This is a genomic window from Pseudomonas sp. 1L-C-7-B-C1 (assembly GCF_057291635.1).
Window position 1 is genome coordinate 52315 of record NZ_JBXAWH010000009.1, and the last position, 18025, is coordinate 70339.

The window sequence follows — 18025 nt, forward strand, 5'->3', positions numbered from 1 at the left end:
TCGCAGGGGTGGTGACCGGCGCAGGTGCGGGTGCAGATCCCGGCCCGACAGGCGAAGGTGCAGCAGGCTCGACATGAACGGGCGGCGGCGTGACCGACGCGCTTTCAGCCGGCGCGGCCGGGCCAATGTCGGCGCTCTGGGCCGGTGAGGCCGCACCCATGACCGGCGCCGAGGGTGGCGTTGTCGATGCAGGTGCCGGCGAAACAGGCGTTTCGGCGGCGGGCTCAGTCAGTGCCGGGGTCGCAGGGGCTACCGGCGCCGCTGGCGGCTGTTGCGGCTGCATGATTTTTCGAGCCTCTTCTTCCAGCGAAAGAATATGCTCGTTGTGCAACTGACGCCGAATCTCGTCAGCGCCGATTTCGCGCTCAACTTCCTGTTTGATCGCATTGAAGCTGCGTTTCAGGCGGCCGATCCAGAGTCCGGCCGTCCTTGCTGCGCCTGGCAAACGCTCGGGGCCCAATACCAGCAGGGCAACGAGGCCGACCAGCAGCAGTTCAGAAAAGCTGATACCAAACATGCGTCACGACCTAGTCTTTGCGGAGGGGGTCTTCGACTCGTTGCGCTTGAGCGTCGATGGTGTGCGGCTGGTGCAGCGGCTGAGTCGGAGGCACAGGCTGCGCGGTCGGCTGTGGCTGAACCGGCGGCGTCACGGTTGGCTCTTCAGGGTGCTTGTCGTCGTCATTCATGGCTTTGCGAAAGCCCTTGATCGACTCACCCACGTCGGTCCCCAGGTTCTTGAGTTTCTTGGTGCCGAAGACCAGCACGACAACCACAAGAATGACGATCCAGTGTTTCCAGTCAAAAATGCCCATGACGCGTTCCTCACAAGAAATTTCGGGCCGCAGCCCAGGTGTTTATTCCGCCGAGCGCGACGCTTTCTCGGCGTGGCCGGACAGGCCGAAGCGGCGGTCCAGCTCATCCAGCACGGCTTGCGGGTGTTGACCCAGTTGGGCAAGCATCACCATGCTGTGGAACCATAAATCGGCGGTTTCGTAGACGACATCACTGCAGTCACCGCTGATGGCAGCGTCCTTGGCAGCGATTATGGTTTCGACCGACTCTTCGCCGACCTTCTCCAGAATCTTGTTCAGTCCCTTGTGGTAGAGGCTGGCGACGTAAGACGAGTCGGCAGCCGCGCCTTTGCGTGATTCAAGCACCTCGGCAAGGCGTGACAAGGTATCAGTCATGTTCAGTGTCCTGCTTGGTAAATGGCATCGGGGTCTTTGAGCACCGGGTCCACGGTCTTCCAGGCTGCGTCGTCGTAGACGCGGTAGAAGCAGCTCTCGCGGCCGGTATGGCAAGCGATGCCGCCGATTTGCTCGACCATCAGGATAATGACGTCGGCATCACAGTCCAGGCGCAGTTCATGAAGCTTCTGCACGTGGCCCGATTCTTCGCCCTTTCGCCACAACTTGCCACGCGAACGTGACCAATAGATAGCGCGCTGTTCGCTGGCAGTCAGGCTCAAGGCTTCGCGGTTCATCCAGGCCATCATCAGCACGCGACCGGTCTTGTGGTCCTGCGCGATAGCGGGCACCAGACCGTCCTTGTCCCACTTAATCTCGTCCAGCCAGTCTTTCATCATCGGCTCCGGCCGGTCCAGGGGAGGGCTAGTGTGCCAGCGGCTCGCGCCAATGGCTATCGGCGAACGACCAGATAGACGCCTGCCGCCAGCATCAACAAGGCAGGCCAGGCGCTCAGGCTGTTCAGCGCTGCGCCAGTCTGGGTATGGGTGATCGCCAACAGTACGCCGCCAGCCAGCAGGCCTGCGCCGAGCAGGCGAAGGGCCCAGTGATCGCCATCTCGCCGATAGGGCGGGGGCGGATCATGACGATGGGGCTGCGACAGACGCTCGAGCAAATCCCGGGTCATGTTGGCCAGATGCGGAATCTGTTCGACCTGGGACTGCAGATTGCCGAGCAGGGTTTTCGGGCTGACGCGCTCGCGCATCCAGCGTTCAAGGAACGGCTGCGCGGTCGCCCAGAGATCCAGCTCCGGGTACAGCTGACGGCCGAGGCCTTCGATGTTGAGCAGCGTTTTTTGCAGCAGCACCAGTTGCGGCTGCACTTCCATGTTGAAGCGGCGGGCGGTCTGGAACAGGCGCATCAGCACCTGCCCGAAGGAAATGTCCTTCAGGGGTTTCTCGAAGATCGGCTCGCACACCGTGCGGATGGCCGCCTCGAATTCATTCAGCTTGGTCTCGGCCGGCACCCAGCCCGAGTCGATATGCAACTGAGCCACGCGGCGGTAGTCGCGCTTGAAGAAGGCAAACAGGTTGCGCGCCAGGTAGTCCTGATCCTCAGGCGTCAGGCTGCCGACAATGCCGCAGTCGATGGCGATGTACTGCGGATCCCACGGTGTGACCGTGCTGACGAAAATATTGCCGGGGTGCATGTCGGCGTGGAAAAAACTGTCGCGGAAGACTTGGGTGAAGAACAGCTCGACACCGCGCTCGGCCAGCTTCTTCATGTCGGTGCGTTGATCGGCGAGGGTCGCCAGATCGGTCACTTGCACACCGTAAATGCGCTCCATCACCAACACCTTCGGCCGGCACCAGTCCCAATAGACCTGCGGCACGTACAGCATGGTCGAGCCTTCGAAGTTGCGGCGCAGCTGGCTGGAGTTGGCCGCTTCGCGCAACAGGTCGAGTTCGTCGTAAATGGTTTTTTCGTAATCGGCGACCACGTCCACCGGGTGCAGCAGTCGCGCGTCAGCGGATACCCGCTCGGCGATCTTCGCCAGAATGAACAGCCACGCAAGATCAGAACCAATGATCGGCTTCAAGCCCGGCCGCACCACTTTGACTACCACTTCTTCGCCTGTTTTCAAACGCGCGGCGTGGACTTGAGCGACAGAAGCCGAAGCCAGCGGGGCGACGTCGAAGCGGCTGAAGACTTCGCTGATTTTCGCGCCCAGCTGCGATTCGATCAGCGCGACGGCTTTGGCGGAGTCGAACGGCGGCACGCGGTCCTGCAGCATCATCAGCTCGTCGGCGACGTCTTCAGGCAGCAGATCGCGTCGGGTCGACAGCAACTGCCCGAACTTGATGAAAATCGGCCCCAGGTCCTGCAACGCCAGTCGCAGACGGGCGCCACGGCTCAGTTCGTTTTTGCGCCGCGGCAGCCAGCGCCATGGCAGCACGAAGCGCACGGCCAGCAGCCACCAGGGCAGGGGCAGGGCGAACAACAGGTCATCGAGGCGGTAACGGATTACGACACGCTGGATGCGAAACAGGCGGCGGACGGCAAGCAGGCTCATGCGTTATCGCTGGATTTGAGGGAGTGGGCCAGACGCTCGAAGCGGGCTTCGAGGCGTTCCAGGTCTTGTTTGGTCTGATCCAGTTCGGCGAAGCGGGCTTCGGCCTCGCGCTTGCCGACCAGCGTGCGGGATTCTTCGGCCAGGTATTCGGCCAGATTGTGGCTGAGGCTGGCTGCGCTGTCGCGGGTCCAGCGTGCGCTGTTGCGCAAGTGCCCGCCGATCAGGGGCGCGGCGACAGGGCCGAGCCAGCGTTGCAGCTCGTACTCCCAGTCGAGGTCGAGATCCTGCAGCACGCCCACCAGCTCAAGCAACACGGCGCTTTCGCCCTCCAGCTCGACTTCCGGGCTGTGCAGCACGGCATTTTTGTCTTTGCTCATCGCCAGGCGCATCAGGCTCGCAGCGGGGGCACGCAGCGTTACATCAGCACCGCCTTCCCAGTTCGCCGCCAGCATCAGGCCGTCGTCACTGGGCAGCACGTGCAGATGAAACGCAGGGCTGGTGCATTCGATCGCGATGACCTTGCCGCCGAGCCGGTCAAGGCGCGGCAGGGCGGTGCTGTCCATGCGCAGCACGCGATTGATGCCGTGCTCGGCACTGGCGAGCAAGCCGTTGAGCAGCATCAGGGTTTGATGCCCCGGTGCAGCGCGACGATCCCGGAGGTCATGTTGTGGTAGGTCACGCGGTCAAAACCGGCCTGGACCATCATTGACTTCAGGGTTTCCTGGTCGGGGTGCATGCGGATCGACTCTGCCAGATAGCGGTAGCTTTCCGAATCGTTGGTGATCAACTTGCCGGCCAGCGGCATGAAGGCGAACGAGTAGGCGTCGTAGATCTTGGACATGACTTTGCTGGTGGGCTTGGAGAACTCCAGCACCAGCAAACGACCACCCGGCTTGAGCACGCGCAGCATGGAGCGGATGGCGTCTTCTTTGTGGGTCACGTTGCGCAGGCCGAAAGCGATGGTCACGCAGTCGAAGTAGTTGTCCGGGAACGGCAGCTTTTCAGCGTCGGCCTGAACGAACTTGATGTTGCCAACCACGCCGCGATCCAGCAGGCGGTCACGACCGACTTTGAGCATCGAAGCGTTGATGTCGGCCAGCACGACTTCGCCGGTCGGACCGACAAGATGGGAGAACTTCTTCGCCAGGTCGCCGGTGCCGCCTGCGATGTCGAGCACGCGGTTGCCGCTGCGAACGCCGGACAGTTCGATGGTGAAGCGCTTCCAGAGGCGATGCATGCCGCCGGACAACACGTCGTTCATCAGGTCATATTTGGCCGCTACGGAGTGAAATACCTCGGCGACTTTCTCGGCCTTCTGGCTTTCCGGTACGTTTTTGTAACCGAAGTGGGTGATGGGTTCGGCATCGCTGCCTTTGCGCGGATCATTCATATCGCTGTCACCGGAATAAAGTGGCGCCATTCTAATCGTCGAGGCTGGCTTTGTCTTGACAAGGCTCACCGCCAACAGTTTCTTCGGTTCTGGCCGCTGGTATAGTGCGCCGACGATTTAAGCCGAAGCAGGAACCCGTCAGTGGCCAGAATTACCGTGGAACGTCAGCACACGCTGGGAAAGGAAAAAGCCCGCGAGAAGGCTGAGATCATGCTGCAGAAGCTGTCCGACAAGTACGGCATCGAGCACGAGTGGACAGGTGACACCGTGGCTCTGGAAGGCAAGGGCGCCAAGGGTACTGTCGCAGTCGAGGATGAGTGGGTGCGGGTGAACATCGACCTCAACTTCTTCCTCTCCGCCATGAGCGGTTCGATTCAGTCGGAAGTTGAACGGCAACTGGACAAGGTGCTGACCGCCTGACGTCTGGAGCGACGGCTAGAGCATCAGTTTGATGACTTGCTCGGAGGGGTCGCGGGATTTGCCGGCGGCCTTGAGCTCGGCCAGGTATTCCTCCCAAAGCTGCGCCTGGCGTTGCGCCAGTTGCTCCAGGTATTCCCAGGTAAACAGCCCGCTGTCATGACCGTCGTCGAAGGTCAGCTTCAGCGCGTACTGCCCGGCGGGCTCGACCTTGGTGAGCCCGACGCCCAGCTTGCCGAACTGCAGAATCGGATTGCCATGGCCCTGCACCTCCGCCGACGGCGAGTGCACCCGCAGAAATTCCGCCGGCAGGCGGTACACCTCATCCGGCCCGTATTTCAGGCTGAGGACTTTCGAGGCTTTGTGTAGCTGGATGGCGATGGGGATGCGGGTCATAGAGGTAATCTCAGCTACAAGCTACAAGCTACAAGCTACAAGCTACAAGCTACAAGCGGCAAGCTACAAGCGGCAAGCTACAAGCGAAGCAGATTCGTGCAGCCAGTGAAATCTGCTTGCCGCTTGAAGCTAACCGCTTGCAGCTGCTTTAAAGGATATAGCGCGACAGATCTTCGTCTTCCGCCAGTTCACCCAAATGGCTGTTCACGTATTCAGCGTCGATCTGAATCGTCCCGCCATCCTGCGCGCCTGCCAAGTCACCGGCACTGAAAGAAACCTCTTCCAGCAACCGCTCAAGCAGCGTGTGCAAGCGACGCGCACCGATGTTCTCGGTCTTCTCGTTGACCTGCCAGGCGATCTCGGCCAGACGCTTGATGCCATCCGGCAGGAACGCGATGTTCAGGCCTTCGGTCTTCAGCAGCTCGCGGTATTGCTCGGTCAGCGACGCATGGGGCTCGGTCAGGATGCGTTCGAAATCCTGCGGGCTCAGCGCTTTGAGCTCGACGCGGATCGGCAGACGACCCTGCAGCTCAGGCACCAGATCGCTCGGCTTGCTCAGGTGGAACGCGCCGGACGCGATGAACAGGATGTGATCGGTTTTGACCATGCCCAGCTTGGTGTTGACGGTGCAGCCTTCGATCAGCGGCAGCAGGTCGCGCTGAACGCCTTCGCGGGACACATCAGCGCCGCCGACATTGCCACGCTTGGCCACTTTGTCGATCTCGTCGATGAACACGATACCGTGCTGCTCAACCGCTTCCAGCGCTTTAGCTTTCAGCTCTTCGTCGTTGACCAGACGGCCCGCTTCTTCGTCGCGAACCATCTTCAGCGCGTCTTTGACTTTCAGCTTGCGGCTCTTCTTCTTGCCCTTGCCCATGTTGGCAAACAGGCTCTGCAGCTGGTTGGTCATCTCTTCCATGCCCGGCGGCGCGGAAATGTCGACGCCGCCCATTTCAGCGACCTCGATCTCGATTTCCTTATCGTCCAGTTGGCCTTCGCGCAGGCGCTTGCGGAACAGCTGACGGGTGTTGGAGTCGCTGCCCGACGTCGCGTCTTCGTTGAAGCCCGCGCGTGCCGGTGGCAGCAGGGCGTCGAGAATGCGGTCTTCGGCAGCGTCTTCGGCGCGGTGGCGAACCTTGGTGATTTCCTGTTCGCGCAGCAGCTTCATGGCAGCGTCGGCCAGATCACGGATGATCGACTCGACGTCGCGACCCACGTAGCCGACTTCGGTGAACTTGGTCGCTTCGACCTTGATGAACGGCGCGTTGGCGAGCTTGGCCAGACGACGGGCGATTTCGGTCTTGCCGACGCCGGTCGGGCCGATCATCAGGATGTTCTTGGGGGTGACTTCAACGCGCAGCTCTTCAGGGAGTTGCATCCGGCGCCAGCGGTTACGCAGCGCGATGGCGACGGCGCGTTTGGCATCGTCCTGGCCGATGATATGGCGATTGAGTTCGTGGACGATTTCACGGGGAGTCATGGACATGGTTTTCAACGGTCCTCGGCAGAGTGCAAGTCGGGCAGGCCGCGATGAATGGCGGCCATTACCTGAGGCTTACTCGGCGAGGTCCTGCTCCTCAATGGTGATGTTGTGGTTGGTGAAGACGCAAATGTCGCCAGCAATGTGCAAAGCGGTTTCGGCGATTTCACGGGCGGAGAGTTCGGTCTTCAGCAGCAGTGCGCGGGCCGCAGCCTGGGCAAAGGCGCCGCCGGAACCCATGGCGATCAGGCCATCTTCGGGCTCAACGACGTCGCCGTTACCGGTAATGATCAGCGAAGCGTCTTTGTTGGCAACGGCCAGCATGGCTTCAAGCCGGCTCAGAGAGCGGTCGGTACGCCATTCCTTCGCCAGCTCTACGGCGGCACGAATGAGGTGACCCTGGTGTTTTTCCAGCTGGGCTTCGAAGCGTTCGAACAGGGTGAAGGCGTCAGCGGTGGCGCCTGCGAAGCCGGCAATGACCTGGCCGTGGTAAAGGCGCCGGACTTTCTTGGCGTTGCCTTTCATGACGGTATTGCCCAGAGAAACCTGGCCGTCACCGGCCATGACGACTTTGCCTTGGCGGCGCACTGAAACGATGGTGGTCAAGGGGAGAGTCTCCACGCTGCGGGGCGAAAATGCCCTGATGGAAACTCATATGGGGGTGGGGGCGGGTATTTCAACCGTTGAGTGGGTTGAGGGATGAAAGGCGGTGGGTAAGGTTGCTTCAAATTTGTGTAGGAGTGAGCTTGCTCGCGATTGCGGTGAATCAGGCACCATTATGTTGGATATGCCAATGTCATCGCGAGCAAGCTCACTCCTACAGCTGATCGTCCCCGCCTGTAGCGCGACCGATCGTTGGTCCTGCGGTGGGTGGCAGTGCCCTAGCGAGCCTGGCGCTGTTGCAGCAGCAGGTTGCTGAAGCCGCCGCCCGCCAGTTGCTTCTGCGCGATGGTCAGCTGTTCGCGGTTGCTGAACGGGCCGACCAGCACGCGGTACCAGGTTTCATCCTTCACCGTGCCCGATTCCACGGTCGACGTTTGCCCCAGCAGAATGATCTGCGCGCGCACTTTCTCGGCGTCGGCCTGTTTGCGGAACGAGCCCGCTTGCAGGAAGAACGTCGTCACCGCCGCCGGTTTGGTCACCGGAGGTGCTGGTGGCGGGGTCAAACCACTGAGTGCCGCCTGGGCGCGAGCGGTGTCGATCTTTGCGGCCACTTCAGGCGTAACCGGCGTGCTTGGCGCAACGACCGGTGGCGTCTTCTCCGGCACTGCTTCGTTCGGCACGATGACTTCCGACTCAGGCAACAGCGTGTAGAAGTCGTATTTCGGCTTCACAGGCGCGGTCGGGCTGGGCGGCGTCTTGTTTGCTTCGGCAATCTTCGCGGCCTTGGCTTCAGCCTTGACGCGCTTGATGTCGTCGCCGCTGCCGGGTTCGAGTTTCATCAGGAACACAACGAAAGCGCCGACGGTCAGGCCGATCGCCATCCACACCCAGCCCGGAATCGGCGTCTTTGCGGGAGCCTGATACCGGCTGGCGCCGCGCTTGGGAGCAGGTTTCTTTTTAACGGCCAACTTACATACGCTCCAGAGTGTCCAGACCCAGCAACTGCAGGCCTTGCTTGAGGGTGCGACCCGTCAGGGCGGCGAGGCGCAGACGGCTTTGCTGTTGTTCAGGGTTTTCCGCGGCCAGGATCGGGCAGTTCTCGTAGAAACTGGAAAACAGACCGGCGAGGTCGTACAGATAGGCGCAGAGCACATGGGGCGTGCCCTTTTCAGCGACGGTGTTGATGGTCTCGCCGAACTGCGCCAGGCGCGCGGCCAGGTCTTGCTCCTGCGGTGCGTCGAGGATGATCCGGCCCGCGCTCGCGTCGAAGGTTTCGCCCTTTTCTTCGAGCTTGCGGAATACACCGGCCACACGGGTGTAGGCGTACAGCAGATAAGGCGCGGTGTTGCCTTCGAAGCTGAGCATCTGGTCGAAGTTGAAGCTGTAGTCACTGGCGCGATGCTTGGACAGGTCCGCATATTTCACCGCGCTGATGCCTACGGCCTTGGCGATCAAGCGCAACTCGTCTTCGGCGACGTCCGGGTTTTTCTCTTTCACCAGCGTATAGGCGCGCTCTTCGGCTTCGTCGAGCAGGTCGACCAGCTTGACCGTACCGCCATCGCGGGTCTTGAACGGACGGCCATCGGCGCCGTTCATGGTGCCGAAGCCCATGTGCTCCATCTGCATGCCGTTGGTGACGAAGCCTGCACGGCGGGCCACTTCGAAGACCTGCTGGAAGTGCAGGGCCTGACGCTGATCAACGAAATACAGCGCGCGATCGGCTTTCAACACGTTGCTGCGATAGCGCACAGCCGCGAGGTCAGTGGTGGCATACAAATAACCACCACCGGCCTTTTGCACGATCACCGGCAGCGGCGTGCCTTCAGCGGTTTTGAATTCTTCAAGAAACACGCACTGCGCGCCGTTGCTCTCGACCAGCAGACCGGCTTTTTTCAAATCAGCGACCACATTGGCGAGGTCGTCGTTGTAGGCGCTTTCGCCCATGACGTCCTTCGGCGTGAGTTTGACGTTCAGGCGCTCGTACACTTCTTGGCAGTGGGACAGGGAGATGTCTTTGAAGCGCGTCCACAGGCTCAGGCACTCGGCGTCGCCAGCTTGCAGCTTGACCACCAGCCCACGTGCGCGCTCGGCGAACTCTTCGGACTCGTCGAAACGGCCCTTGGCGGCGCGGTAGAAGTTTTCGAGGTCAGCCAGCTCATCGCTGGTCGCCGGGGTTTCCTGCAGATAGGCCAGCAGCATGCCGAACTGAGTGCCCCAATCGCCGACGTGGTTCTGACGGATCACGGTGTCGCCAAGAAACTCAAGGACGCTGGCCACGCCGTCGCCAATGATGGTCGAGCGCAAGTGGCCGACGTGCATCTCTTTGGCCAGATTCGGCGCAGACAGGTCGACCACAACGCGTTGAGCAGGGCCGTTCTTGCGCACGGACAGGGTCGCGTCGGCCAGAGCTTCGTCGAGTCGCGAAGCCAGGGCCTGGGTGTTCTGGAAGAAATTGAGGAAACCGGGGCCGGCGATGTCGACCTGGGTGATCTGCTCGTCGGCGGGCAACGCGGCGACGATTTTCTCGGCCAGGTCACGCGGCTTCATGCCCGCAGGCTTGGCCAGCATCATGGCGATATTGCTGGCGAAGTCGCCGTTTTTCTTGTCCTTGGCGTTCTCCACCTGAATCGCCGGCGTCAGCCCTTCCGGCAAGACGCCATCGGTGACGAGTTGGCTCAGAGCTTGTTGAATCAGCTGGCGAATGGTGTCTTTCATGGTGCTCTCTTTCGACCGCAAGCGCGGCCGCGCCTGGATGCGCGGGTGGAAAAACTGGGCATTATCCGTGGCCGGGGCCACCTTGCCAACCGCGCTGGATGCGCGGTCAACCGATGCGAATCAATAAAGGTCCACCGGATCCACGTCCAGCGACCATCTGACCTGGCGCCCGCTGGGCATGTTTTCCAGTGTCAGCAGCCAGGTCGCGAGCAGCTTGTGCAGCGGCGCGCGGGCGTTGGCCTGGACCAGCAACTGAGCGCGATAGCGCCCGGCGCGTCGTTCCATCGGTGCCGGAACCGGGCCCAGCAGCTCGATGCCGCCCAGCGCCAGGTCCTTCAGCAAGCGCTCGGCTTCGGTGCAGGCTTCGTCGAGAAACCCCTCGGCCTGACCAGGCTTGTGCGCTTCGGCGCGCAGCAGCGCCAGGTGCGAAAACGGCGGCAGCCCGGCGGCGCGACGTTCGCTCAAGGCCTGCTCGGCAAACGCGAAATAGCCCTGTTCGGTCAGTTGAATCAATAAAGGATGGTCGGCCAGGTGAGTCTGGATGATCACCTTGCCCGGCTCTTCGGCGCGCCCGGCTCTGCCTGCGACCTGCACAATCAATTGCGCCATGCGCTCGCTGGCGCGGAAGTCGCCGGAGAACAGCCCGCCATCGGCATCGAGAATCGACACCAGCGTCACGCGCGGGAAGTGATGCCCTTTGGCGAGCATCTGCGTGCCCACCAGAATGCACGGCTGGCCTTTCTGGATGGTTGCGAACAGCTGATTCATCGCGTCCTTGCGTGAGGTGCTGTCCCGATCAACGCGCAGCACCGGGTAGTCGGGAAACAGAATCGCCAGCCGCTCCTCGGCACGTTCGGTCCCTGCACCCACCGGGCGCAGATCGACCTTGCCACACGCCGGGCAATTGCGTGGCACCCGCTCGACATGGCCGCAGTGGTGGCAGCGCAGCTCGCCCGAGCGCTGGTGAACGGTCATGCGCGCGTCACAGCGAGGGCATTCCGACAACCAGCCACAGTCGTGACACAGCAGCGTAGGGGCAAAGCCGCGCCGGTTGAGGAACACCAACACTTGCTGGCCCGCCGCCAGGGTCTGGCCGATGGCTTGCTGCATGGGGCCTGAAATGCCGCTGTCGAGGGGGCGACTTTTCACATCCAGCCGCAGGAAGCGCGGTTGCTGAGCGCCACCAGCGCGCTGATTCAGACGCAGGAGCGCGTACCGACCGGTGTGGGCGTTGTGCAGGCTTTCCAGCGAAGGCGTCGCCGAGCCGAGCACGATCGGGATGTCCTCCTGATGCGCCCTCACCAGTGCCAGGTCTCGGGCGTGATAGCGCAGGCCCTCCTGCTGTTTATAGGAGCCGTCGTGCTCCTCGTCGATGATGATCAGCCCGGGGTTTTTCATCGGGGTGAACAGCGCCGAACGGGTGCCGATGATGATGTCAGCTTCGCCATCGCGTGCTGCCAGCCAGGCGTCGAGCCGATCCCGATCGTTGACCGCCGAATGCAGCAGCGCAATGCGCGCGTTGAAACGCTGCTCGAAGCGCGCGAGGGTCTGCGGCCCCAAATTGATTTCCGGAATCAACACCAGCGCCTGCTTGCCCGCTTCCAGCGTTTCGCGGATGAGCTGCAGATACACTTCGGTCTTGCCGCTGCCGGTGACCCCCGCCAACAGTGAAGCGTGGAAACTGCCGAAACCCGACCGAATGGCTTCATAGGCGGCCCGTTGCTCGGTGTTGAGCGGCAGTTCCGGCTGCGCCAGCCAGTGCTCGTGCCGCTCGACCGGACCGTGACCGCGGACCTCGACGGTCACCAGTCCTTTGGCGAGCAACAGATTCAGGCTGTCCCGGTTGAGCATCAGCTTGCTCAGCAACTGGTGAGCCACGCCATGGGGGTGCTGGGCCAGCGTGCGCAGCGCTTCCTTTTGTTTAGGCGCCCGGGCGATGCGCGGGTCATCGACGCTCGCGTCCGGGGCTGCGTGCCAGAACCGCTCCTGCCGCGCTTCCGCCGGTTCGCCCTGACGCAGCAGCACTGGCAACGCCCAACTGAGGGTGTCGCCCAGGCTGTGCTGGTAATACTGGGCCGTCCACAGGCACAACTTGAACAGCGCGGGCGGCAGCGGCGGTTCGGCATCCAGCACGGCAATGGCCGGCTTGAGCTTGTCGGCCGGCACGTCACTGTGATCGACGACTTCCACCAGCACGCCGATCATTTCCCGACGACCGAACGGCACGCGCAGGCGCATCCCCGGTTGCAAGGCACTGCGCGCCACACCTGCGGGGGCAAGGTAGTCGAACAGGCGACGCAGCGGCGAGGGCAGGGCGAGGCGCAAGATGGCGTCGGGCACGCGGGGGATTTCCTGTTACGGAGTATGACGAAGGGCGCGATCTTAGCAGACGACCGGCGTGAACGTTCCCTTGCGTGATTGGCGTTGTCTGTTAATATGCGCGGCCTAATTCCGTGCGGTATTCAACAATAGTGTTGGGTGGCGGCACGATAGCCTGAGGAAATACCCATGAAAGCTGATATCCATCCAGTTTACGAAGCCATTGACGCAACCTGCAGCTGCGGCAATGTCATCAAAACCCGTTCCACACTGGCCAAGCCTCTGAGCCTGGACGTGTGCAACGAGTGCCACCCGTTCTACACCGGCAAGCAAAAAACTCTGGACGTCGGCGGTCGTGTCGACAAGTTCAAGTCGCGTTTCGGTGCATTCGGTCCTACCAAAGCTCCTGCTGCAGAGTAAGGTTGGCCGTTCTGGAGTCGCCGATGCGTTTCTCCAGGCTGCTTAAAAAGGCGTCCCTCGCGGGCGCCTTTTTTATGTCCGCGATTTGGCTTTCGACGGCCCAGGCCTTGTGCCCTGCGCCGCCGTCTCTGCCTGTGGTTCAGGTGCAGCGAGTGGTCGATGGCGACACGGTGCGCCTGAGCGATGGTCGCAGCGTTCGCATGATTGGCCTGAACACGCCAGAAACCGGCAAAAAGGGTCAGTCCGCCCAGCCTTTTGCCGAAGCGGCCAAGCGTCGATTGCAGGCGTTGGTGGATGCCGGTGACGGGCAGGTCAGGCTGCGCGTCGGTGAAGAGCCGACCGATCACTACGGGCGCACCCTCGCCAACGTCTATGGCCACGATGGCGCCAACCTTGAAGCGCAACTCCTGGCGGAAGGCCTTGGCTATCTGGTTGCGGTCGCACCAAACGTTGCGCTGGTCAGCTGCCAGCAGGCCGCAGAGAAGTCAGCTCGCCAGGCCGGCTTGGGCCTGTGGCGCAATTCGCCGGTTCAGTCGGCGGAGCAGATCAACGCCGGCGGGTTCGCGTTGGTCAGTGGGCGCGTGACCCGCGTGCAGCGCAATGGCGGCGGCCTGTGGATCGCATTCGGCGATTCACTGGTGCTGCGCATTGCGCCCAAGCTGCTCGGCCAGTTCGACACTGCCGCGCTGCAGCGCTTGAAGGGGCAGCGAATCGAAGCCCGTGGCTGGGTGGTCGATCGTTCGCGTCGGGGCGGTCTGAAATCAGGCCAACCGCGCTGGATGATGTCGATTACTCACCCTGCAATGTTGGATACATTAAATAAATAAATTGTAGACATCTTTAGCCTGGATTGTCGCCTATGGAGGCCTTGTTTCCTGCGGCTCTACGCTGAAAGTCGCAGATGCGGCCTCTTGACACAGGTGACCCGCCAGTCTTGTTAGGACTTTATGACTTGCGTATGCTCGGCGGTCCGTCTGTCCAACAGCAAAAAAGCGGAATGCCCCCATGTCAGATTTGAAAACTGCCGCTCTCGAATATCACGCTCATCCCCGTCCAGGGAAACTCAGCGTCGAGCTCACCAAAGCCACTGCAACCGCTCGCGATCTGTCGCTGGCCTACAGCCCGGGTGTGGCTGAGCCGGTCCGCGAAATCGGTCGCGATCCGGAGCTTGCCTACAAGTACACCGGCAAAGGCAACCTGGTAGCGGTCATCTCTGATGGCACCGCGATTCTGGGTCTGGGTAACCTCGGGCCTCTCGCGTCCAAGCCGGTGATGGAAGGCAAGGGCGTGCTGTTCAAGCGCTTTGCCGGTATCGACGTGTTCGATATCGAAGTCGATTCGGAAAGCCCGCAGGCCTTCATCGACACCGTGCGACGCATCTCCATCACCTTCGGTGGGATCAACCTGGAAGACATCAAGGCACCTGAGTGCTTCGAGATCGAAAAGGCGCTGATCGAGCAGTGCGACATTCCGGTTTTCCACGATGACCAGCACGGCACCGCGATCGTTACCGCAGCAGGCATGATCAACGCGCTGGAAATCGCAGGCAAAACCCTGGAAGCGGCGAAGATCGTCTGCCTGGGCGCTGGCGCTGCAGCCATCTCCTGCATGAAGTTGCTGGTGAGCATGGGCGCGAAGATCGAAAACATCTTCATGATCGACCGCAACGGCGTGGTTCACGACGGGCGTACCGATCTGAACCAGTACAAGGCCCAGTTCGCTCACTCCACCGACAAGCGCACGCTGGCCGATGCTCTGGAAGGCGCTGATGTGTTCGTCGGTCTGTCCGGTCCGAACCTGCTGAGCGCTGAAGGCTTGAAGTCGATGGCAGCCAACCCGATCGTGTTCGCCTGTTCGAACCCGGATCCGGAAATCTCGCCGGAACTGGCTCACGCCACTCGCAGCGACGTAATCATGGCGACCGGCCGTTCGGACTACCCGAACCAGGTCAACAACGTGCTGGGCTTCCCGTTTATCTTCCGCGGTGCACTGGACGTTCGCGCCAAGCGCATCAACGAAGAGATGAAGATCGCTGCGGCCAACGCCCTGCGCGAACTGGCCAAGCTGCCGGTGCCTCAGGAAGTCTGCGACGCCTACGGCGGCATCGCCCTGGAATTCGGTCGTGAGTACATCATTCCGAAACCACTGGACGTGCGCCTGCTGACTATCGTTTCCGATGCCGTTGCAAAGGCAGCCATCGAAAGCGGTGTTGCGACCCTGCCGTATCCAAAGCACTACCCGCTGAAAAGCGTGGATGACGTGTTTAACGGCTGATAACCGCGGCCACAAAAAACCCAGCCAAGTGCTGGGTTTTTTTTGAGCTGCAAGCTACAAGCTACAAGCAGTGCAAAGATCGCCGCTGCTCTTGCCTTTACTTGTAGCTTGCCGCTTCAAGCTCGCCGCTGCCTCACTAGAACAAATCGATCGGCGCTGATTCGTCCGCCGGCAACGGGCTGCCTGGAGGCGGGCTGCCGCCGAGTTCGTTCACGCTAGGCGGCGTGTCTTCGCTCTTGAACAGCTCGAAGAACGCACCCGGCGTGCTCGGCGTGGCGGAGCGGCCGCTGACCGGATCGATGCGCAGGCTGAGGATGCCGTCTGGTTCGGCTTGAACGTGGGGCGGCTTGTCCTTCAGGGCGGCGCTCATGTACTTCATCCAGATTGGCAGCGCGACCGTGCCACCGAACTCATGGCGACCCAGGCTCTCCGGTTGATCGAAACCGGTCCAGACCGTCGTCACATAATCCGCGTTGTAGCCGGTGAACCATGCGTCCTTCGATTCGTTGGTGGTACCGGTTTTGCCTGCGATATCCGGACGGTTCATCGCCAGAGCGCGGCGACCGGTGCCGCGTTTGATCACGTCCTGCAGCATGCTGTTGAGGATGTAGACCGTGCGACCGTCAACAATCCGTTCCGCCACCACAGGGGCCGGCGCTGCGCCCGAGGCATCCAGCGCGTTTGGCACCACGTTGGCCGTCAGTGGCGGTGTTTCTGGCGCAGCGTACGTCGATGCGCTACTGATGGCCGCTTCGCTGACCGCTTTCGGGTTAGGGTCGTTGGCGGGCACTGTCGGCGGATTGGCGACGAACAGGGTTTTGCCTTCACGGTCCTCAATCTTCTGGATGAGGTACGGGCTGATCTTGTAACCGCCGTTGGCAAACGCACTCCAGCCGCCGACGATTTCCATCGGTGTCAGGGTTGCGGTGCCCAGTGCTAGAGACAGGTTGGGCGGCAAATCCTGCTTGTTGAAGCCAAAGCGGGTGATGTAGTTGATCGCGGTGTTCACGCCCAGGCTTTGCAGCAGGCGGATCGACACGAGGTTGCGTGACTTGTACAGCGCCTCGCGCAGCCGAATCGGACCGAGGAAGGTCCCGGTGTCGTTCTTTGGCCGCCAGACTTTGTCGATGGCCTCGTCGACGAATACGATCGGCGCATCGTTGACCAGGCTGGCGGCGGTGTAGCCGTTGTCCAGCGCTGCCGAGTACAGGAATGGCTTGAAGCTGGAGCCCGGCTGACGCTTGGCCTGCATCGCGCGGTTGTAGTTGCTCTGCTCGAACGCGAAACCGCCGACCAGCGCACGAATCGCGCCGTTCTGCGGATCCAGCGAAACCAGCGCGCTCTGCGCCACGGGAAGCTGGCTGAACTTGAGCGAGTTGTCCGGCTGACGCTGCAGGCGCACCAGATCGCCGACATGGGCGACATCACCGGGCTGCTTGGGATTGGCGCCGACGCTGTTGGTGTTCAGGAACGCCTTGGCCCACTTCATGTTGTCCCAGGCGACGGTCTCCTCGTTCTCGCCGTTGCGGGTCAGTACGCGGACGCCGGTCTTGTCGACCTGGGTGACGATGGCCGGCTCCAGACCGCTGATCGGGCGCTGTTTGCTCAGCTCCTGCACCCAGCCCTCGCGGGTCAGGCCGGGGAACCGGCTCTCAGGCCCGCGATAGCCATGGCGCTGGTCGTATTCGATCAGACCGTCCTGCACCGCCTTGTTGGCGTCTTCCTGCAAGCCGCTCGGCACGGTAGTGGTGACGCGGAAGCCTTCTGTGTAGGCTGCGCTGCCATAACGACCCACCATTTCGGCCCGCGCCATTTCAGCGATATACGGCGCATTCACTTCAGGACTCTGAACGTGATAGCTGGCGTTGATCGGCTCGACAAGCGCGGTCTGGTAGGTGTTCTGGTCGATTTTCCCCAGTTTGAACATGCGGCCCAGAATCCAGTCGCGGCGCTCTTTGGCACGCACCGGGTTGGCCAGTGGGTTGAATCGTGACGGCGCCTTGGGCAGGCCGGCGATCATTGCCATCTGCGCAACGCTCAGGTCGCGTATCGATTTGCCGTAGTAGACCTGCGCCGCGGCCTCGATGCCGTAAGCGCGGTTACCCAGATAGATCTTGTTGACGTACAGCTCGAGAATCTCGTCCTTGGTAAGTTGGCGCTCGATTTGCAAGGCCAAAAGAATCTCGGTGGTTTTGCGCGAAAAACTGCGCTCGCTGGTCAGGAAGTAATTTTTTGCGACCTGCATGGTGATGGTCGAGCCGCCGGACTGAATGTGACCGCTCTTGATCAGTTGGCTGGCCGCGCGCATCAGACTGCTCGGGTCCACGCCATAGTGGTTCTCGAAGTTATCGTCTTCGGCCGACAGCAGGGCGTGGATGAAATTGGGGGGAATGTCGGCGAAACGGATGGGAGAGCGGCGCATTTCGCCAAACTCTGCAATCAGTTTGCCGTCGCTGCTGAACACGCGCAGCGGGATCTGCAGCTGAATATTGCGCAGGGCATCGACCGAGGGCAGGTTCGGGGCCAGGTAGAGAAAGGCGCCGCTCAGGCCGAGCAGCAGCCCGCAGACGACCGCGACGATGGACCACCAGACGAACTTCAGCAGGCGTATCAAGGCTTTTGGATTTCCAGAAAAAAGAATGAGTTAGACGCAGGCATTTACAAATGAACACGCCTTGAAGCTTTGGTACACGAAAAAAACGCTGGGCATTATAAGCATTTTTCGTCGTCGAGCGTTATTTGCGCTACTGTCA

The 18025-nt window shown here is 61.5% G+C and carries 17 protein-coding genes and 1 pseudogene; 4 read left to right on the plus strand and 14 right to left on the minus strand.

What is annotated here, in order from left to right; genetic code table 11:
• Nucleotides 1-282 precede the first annotated feature (282 nt).
• The 7 genes and pseudogenes from tatB to ubiE form a co-directional block, all read right to left on the minus strand.
• Nucleotides 283-517 (minus strand): annotated as a pseudogene (gene tatB / locus AC0Z8Z_RS15040) (Sec-independent protein translocase protein TatB); the annotation flags it as partial.
• Between the two features lie 10 nt (nt 518-527).
• Entirely contained in the window at nt 528-812 is a 285-nt protein-coding gene (locus AC0Z8Z_RS15045; RefSeq protein WP_122533945.1) for a twin-arginine translocase TatA/TatE family subunit, read from the minus strand.
• A gap of 42 nt (nt 813-854) precedes the next feature.
• Nucleotides 855-1187 (minus strand): phosphoribosyl-ATP diphosphatase, encoded by a 333-nt coding sequence (locus AC0Z8Z_RS15050; protein WP_065986654.1) that lies wholly within the window; start codon nt 1185-1187, stop codon nt 855-857.
• Between the two features lie 2 nt (nt 1188-1189).
• The gene (gene hisI, locus AC0Z8Z_RS15055) at nt 1190-1582 is read right to left on the minus strand and encodes a phosphoribosyl-AMP cyclohydrolase (RefSeq protein WP_122533944.1); all 393 of its coding nucleotides are present in this window, start codon (nt 1580-1582) and stop codon (nt 1190-1192) included.
• A 56-nt stretch (nt 1583-1638) separates the two neighbouring features.
• On the minus strand, nt 1639-3258 hold the full coding sequence (gene ubiB / locus AC0Z8Z_RS15060; protein WP_172610434.1) for a ubiquinone biosynthesis regulatory protein kinase UbiB: 1620 nt from the start codon (nt 3256-3258) through the stop codon (nt 1639-1641).
• Entirely contained in the window at nt 3255-3878 is a 624-nt protein-coding gene (locus tag AC0Z8Z_RS15065; protein ID WP_272633263.1) for a ubiquinone biosynthesis accessory factor UbiJ, read from the minus strand. The genes ubiB and AC0Z8Z_RS15065 overlap by 4 nt, the downstream gene beginning before the upstream one ends.
• Nucleotides 3878-4648, minus strand: a complete 771-nt coding sequence (ubiE, locus tag AC0Z8Z_RS15070; protein ID WP_485619637.1) for a bifunctional demethylmenaquinone methyltransferase/2-methoxy-6-polyprenyl-1,4-benzoquinol methylase UbiE — start codon at nt 4646-4648, stop codon at nt 3878-3880. The genes AC0Z8Z_RS15065 and ubiE overlap by 1 nt, the downstream gene beginning before the upstream one ends.
• A 141-nt stretch (nt 4649-4789) precedes the next feature.
• Between ubiE and AC0Z8Z_RS15075 the strand changes: the two genes are divergently transcribed.
• A complete protein-coding gene (locus AC0Z8Z_RS15075) occupies nt 4790-5068 on the plus strand; it encodes a polyhydroxyalkanoic acid system family protein (RefSeq protein WP_065986644.1) in 279 nt (92 codons plus the stop codon).
• A gap of 15 nt (nt 5069-5083) precedes the next feature.
• Here the strand turns inward: AC0Z8Z_RS15075 and AC0Z8Z_RS15080 are convergent, their stop codons facing one another.
• The 6 genes from AC0Z8Z_RS15080 to AC0Z8Z_RS15105 form a co-directional block, all read right to left on the minus strand.
• Nucleotides 5084-5461, minus strand: coding sequence for a gamma-butyrobetaine hydroxylase family protein (locus AC0Z8Z_RS15080; RefSeq protein ID WP_485619638.1), 378 nt, complete (start codon nt 5459-5461; stop codon nt 5084-5086).
• A 148-nt stretch (nt 5462-5609) separates the two neighbouring features.
• The gene (gene hslU, locus AC0Z8Z_RS15085; RefSeq protein ID WP_122533939.1) at nt 5610-6947 is read right to left on the minus strand and encodes an ATP-dependent protease ATPase subunit HslU; all 1338 of its coding nucleotides are present in this window, start codon (nt 6945-6947) and stop codon (nt 5610-5612) included.
• 69 nt (nt 6948-7016) lie between these two features.
• Nucleotides 7017-7547 (minus strand): ATP-dependent protease subunit HslV, encoded by a 531-nt coding sequence (gene hslV / locus AC0Z8Z_RS15090; RefSeq protein ID WP_065986638.1) that lies wholly within the window; start codon nt 7545-7547, stop codon nt 7017-7019.
• Nucleotides 7548-7822: 275 nt separating this feature from the next.
• Nucleotides 7823-8512: an SPOR domain-containing protein gene (locus AC0Z8Z_RS15095; protein ID WP_108119117.1), complete on the minus strand. Its 690-nt coding sequence runs from the start codon at nt 8510-8512 to the stop codon at nt 7823-7825.
• A 1-nt stretch (nt 8513) separates the two neighbouring features.
• On the minus strand, nt 8514-10259 hold the full coding sequence (argS, locus tag AC0Z8Z_RS15100) for an arginine--tRNA ligase (protein WP_485619639.1): 1746 nt from the start codon (nt 10257-10259) through the stop codon (nt 8514-8516).
• A gap of 120 nt (nt 10260-10379) precedes the next feature.
• Nucleotides 10380-12599: a primosomal protein N' gene (locus AC0Z8Z_RS15105; protein WP_122533936.1), complete on the minus strand. Its 2220-nt coding sequence runs from the start codon at nt 12597-12599 to the stop codon at nt 10380-10382.
• A gap of 168 nt (nt 12600-12767) precedes the next feature.
• On the opposite strand from AC0Z8Z_RS15105, the gene rpmE reads away from it, so the two are divergent.
• The 3 genes from rpmE (at nt 12768) to AC0Z8Z_RS15120 (ending at nt 15272) form a co-directional block, all read left to right on the plus strand.
• On the plus strand, nt 12768-12998 hold the full coding sequence (gene rpmE, locus AC0Z8Z_RS15110; protein WP_122533935.1) for a 50S ribosomal protein L31: 231 nt from the start codon (nt 12768-12770) through the stop codon (nt 12996-12998).
• Between the two features lie 23 nt (nt 12999-13021).
• On the plus strand, nt 13022-13825 hold the full coding sequence (locus AC0Z8Z_RS15115; RefSeq protein ID WP_485619640.1) for a thermonuclease family protein: 804 nt from the start codon (nt 13022-13024) through the stop codon (nt 13823-13825).
• Nucleotides 13826-14003: 178 nt separating this feature from the next.
• Entirely contained in the window at nt 14004-15272 is a 1269-nt protein-coding gene (locus AC0Z8Z_RS15120; protein ID WP_122533933.1) for a malic enzyme-like NAD(P)-binding protein, read from the plus strand.
• 136 nt (nt 15273-15408) lie between these two features.
• On the opposite strand, the gene AC0Z8Z_RS15125 is transcribed toward AC0Z8Z_RS15120, so the two are convergent.
• Nucleotides 15409-17883, minus strand: coding sequence for a penicillin-binding protein 1A (locus AC0Z8Z_RS15125; RefSeq protein ID WP_485619738.1), 2475 nt, complete (start codon nt 17881-17883; stop codon nt 15409-15411).
• Nucleotides 17884-18025 lie beyond the last annotated feature (142 nt).

Excerpts from the sequence above, each read along its gene's own strand:
- AC0Z8Z_RS15045 (WP_122533945.1), bottom strand. The coding sequence starts at position 812 with ATGGGCATTTTTGACTGGAAACACTGGATCGTCATTCTTGTGGTTGTC.
- AC0Z8Z_RS15120 (WP_122533933.1), top strand. The coding sequence starts at position 14,004 with ATGTCAGATTTGAAAACTGCCGCTCTCGAATATCACGCTCATCCCCGT.
- hisI (WP_122533944.1), bottom strand. The coding sequence starts at position 1,582 with ATGAAAGACTGGCTGGACGAGATTAAGTGGGACAAGGACGGTCTGGTG.
- AC0Z8Z_RS15050 (WP_065986654.1), bottom strand. The coding sequence starts at position 1,187 with ATGACTGATACCTTGTCACGCCTTGCCGAGGTGCTTGAATCACGCAAA.
- ubiB (WP_172610434.1), bottom strand. The coding sequence starts at position 3,258 with ATGAGCCTGCTTGCCGTCCGCCGCCTGTTTCGCATCCAGCGTGTCGTA.
- argS (WP_485619639.1), bottom strand. The coding sequence starts at position 10,259 with ATGAAAGACACCATTCGCCAGCTGATTCAACAAGCTCTGAGCCAACTC.
- hslU (WP_122533939.1), bottom strand. The coding sequence starts at position 6,947 with ATGTCCATGACTCCCCGTGAAATCGTCCACGAACTCAATCGCCATATC.
- AC0Z8Z_RS15080 (WP_485619638.1), bottom strand. The coding sequence starts at position 5,461 with ATGACCCGCATCCCCATCGCCATCCAGCTACACAAAGCCTCGAAAGTC.
- AC0Z8Z_RS15115 (WP_485619640.1), top strand. The coding sequence starts at position 13,022 with ATGCGTTTCTCCAGGCTGCTTAAAAAGGCGTCCCTCGCGGGCGCCTTT.
- AC0Z8Z_RS15065 (WP_272633263.1), bottom strand. The coding sequence starts at position 3,878 with ATGCTGCTCAACGGCTTGCTCGCCAGTGCCGAGCACGGCATCAATCGC.
- ubiE (WP_485619637.1), bottom strand. The coding sequence starts at position 4,648 with ATGAATGATCCGCGCAAAGGCAGCGATGCCGAACCCATCACCCACTTC.
- rpmE (WP_122533935.1), top strand. The coding sequence starts at position 12,768 with ATGAAAGCTGATATCCATCCAGTTTACGAAGCCATTGACGCAACCTGC.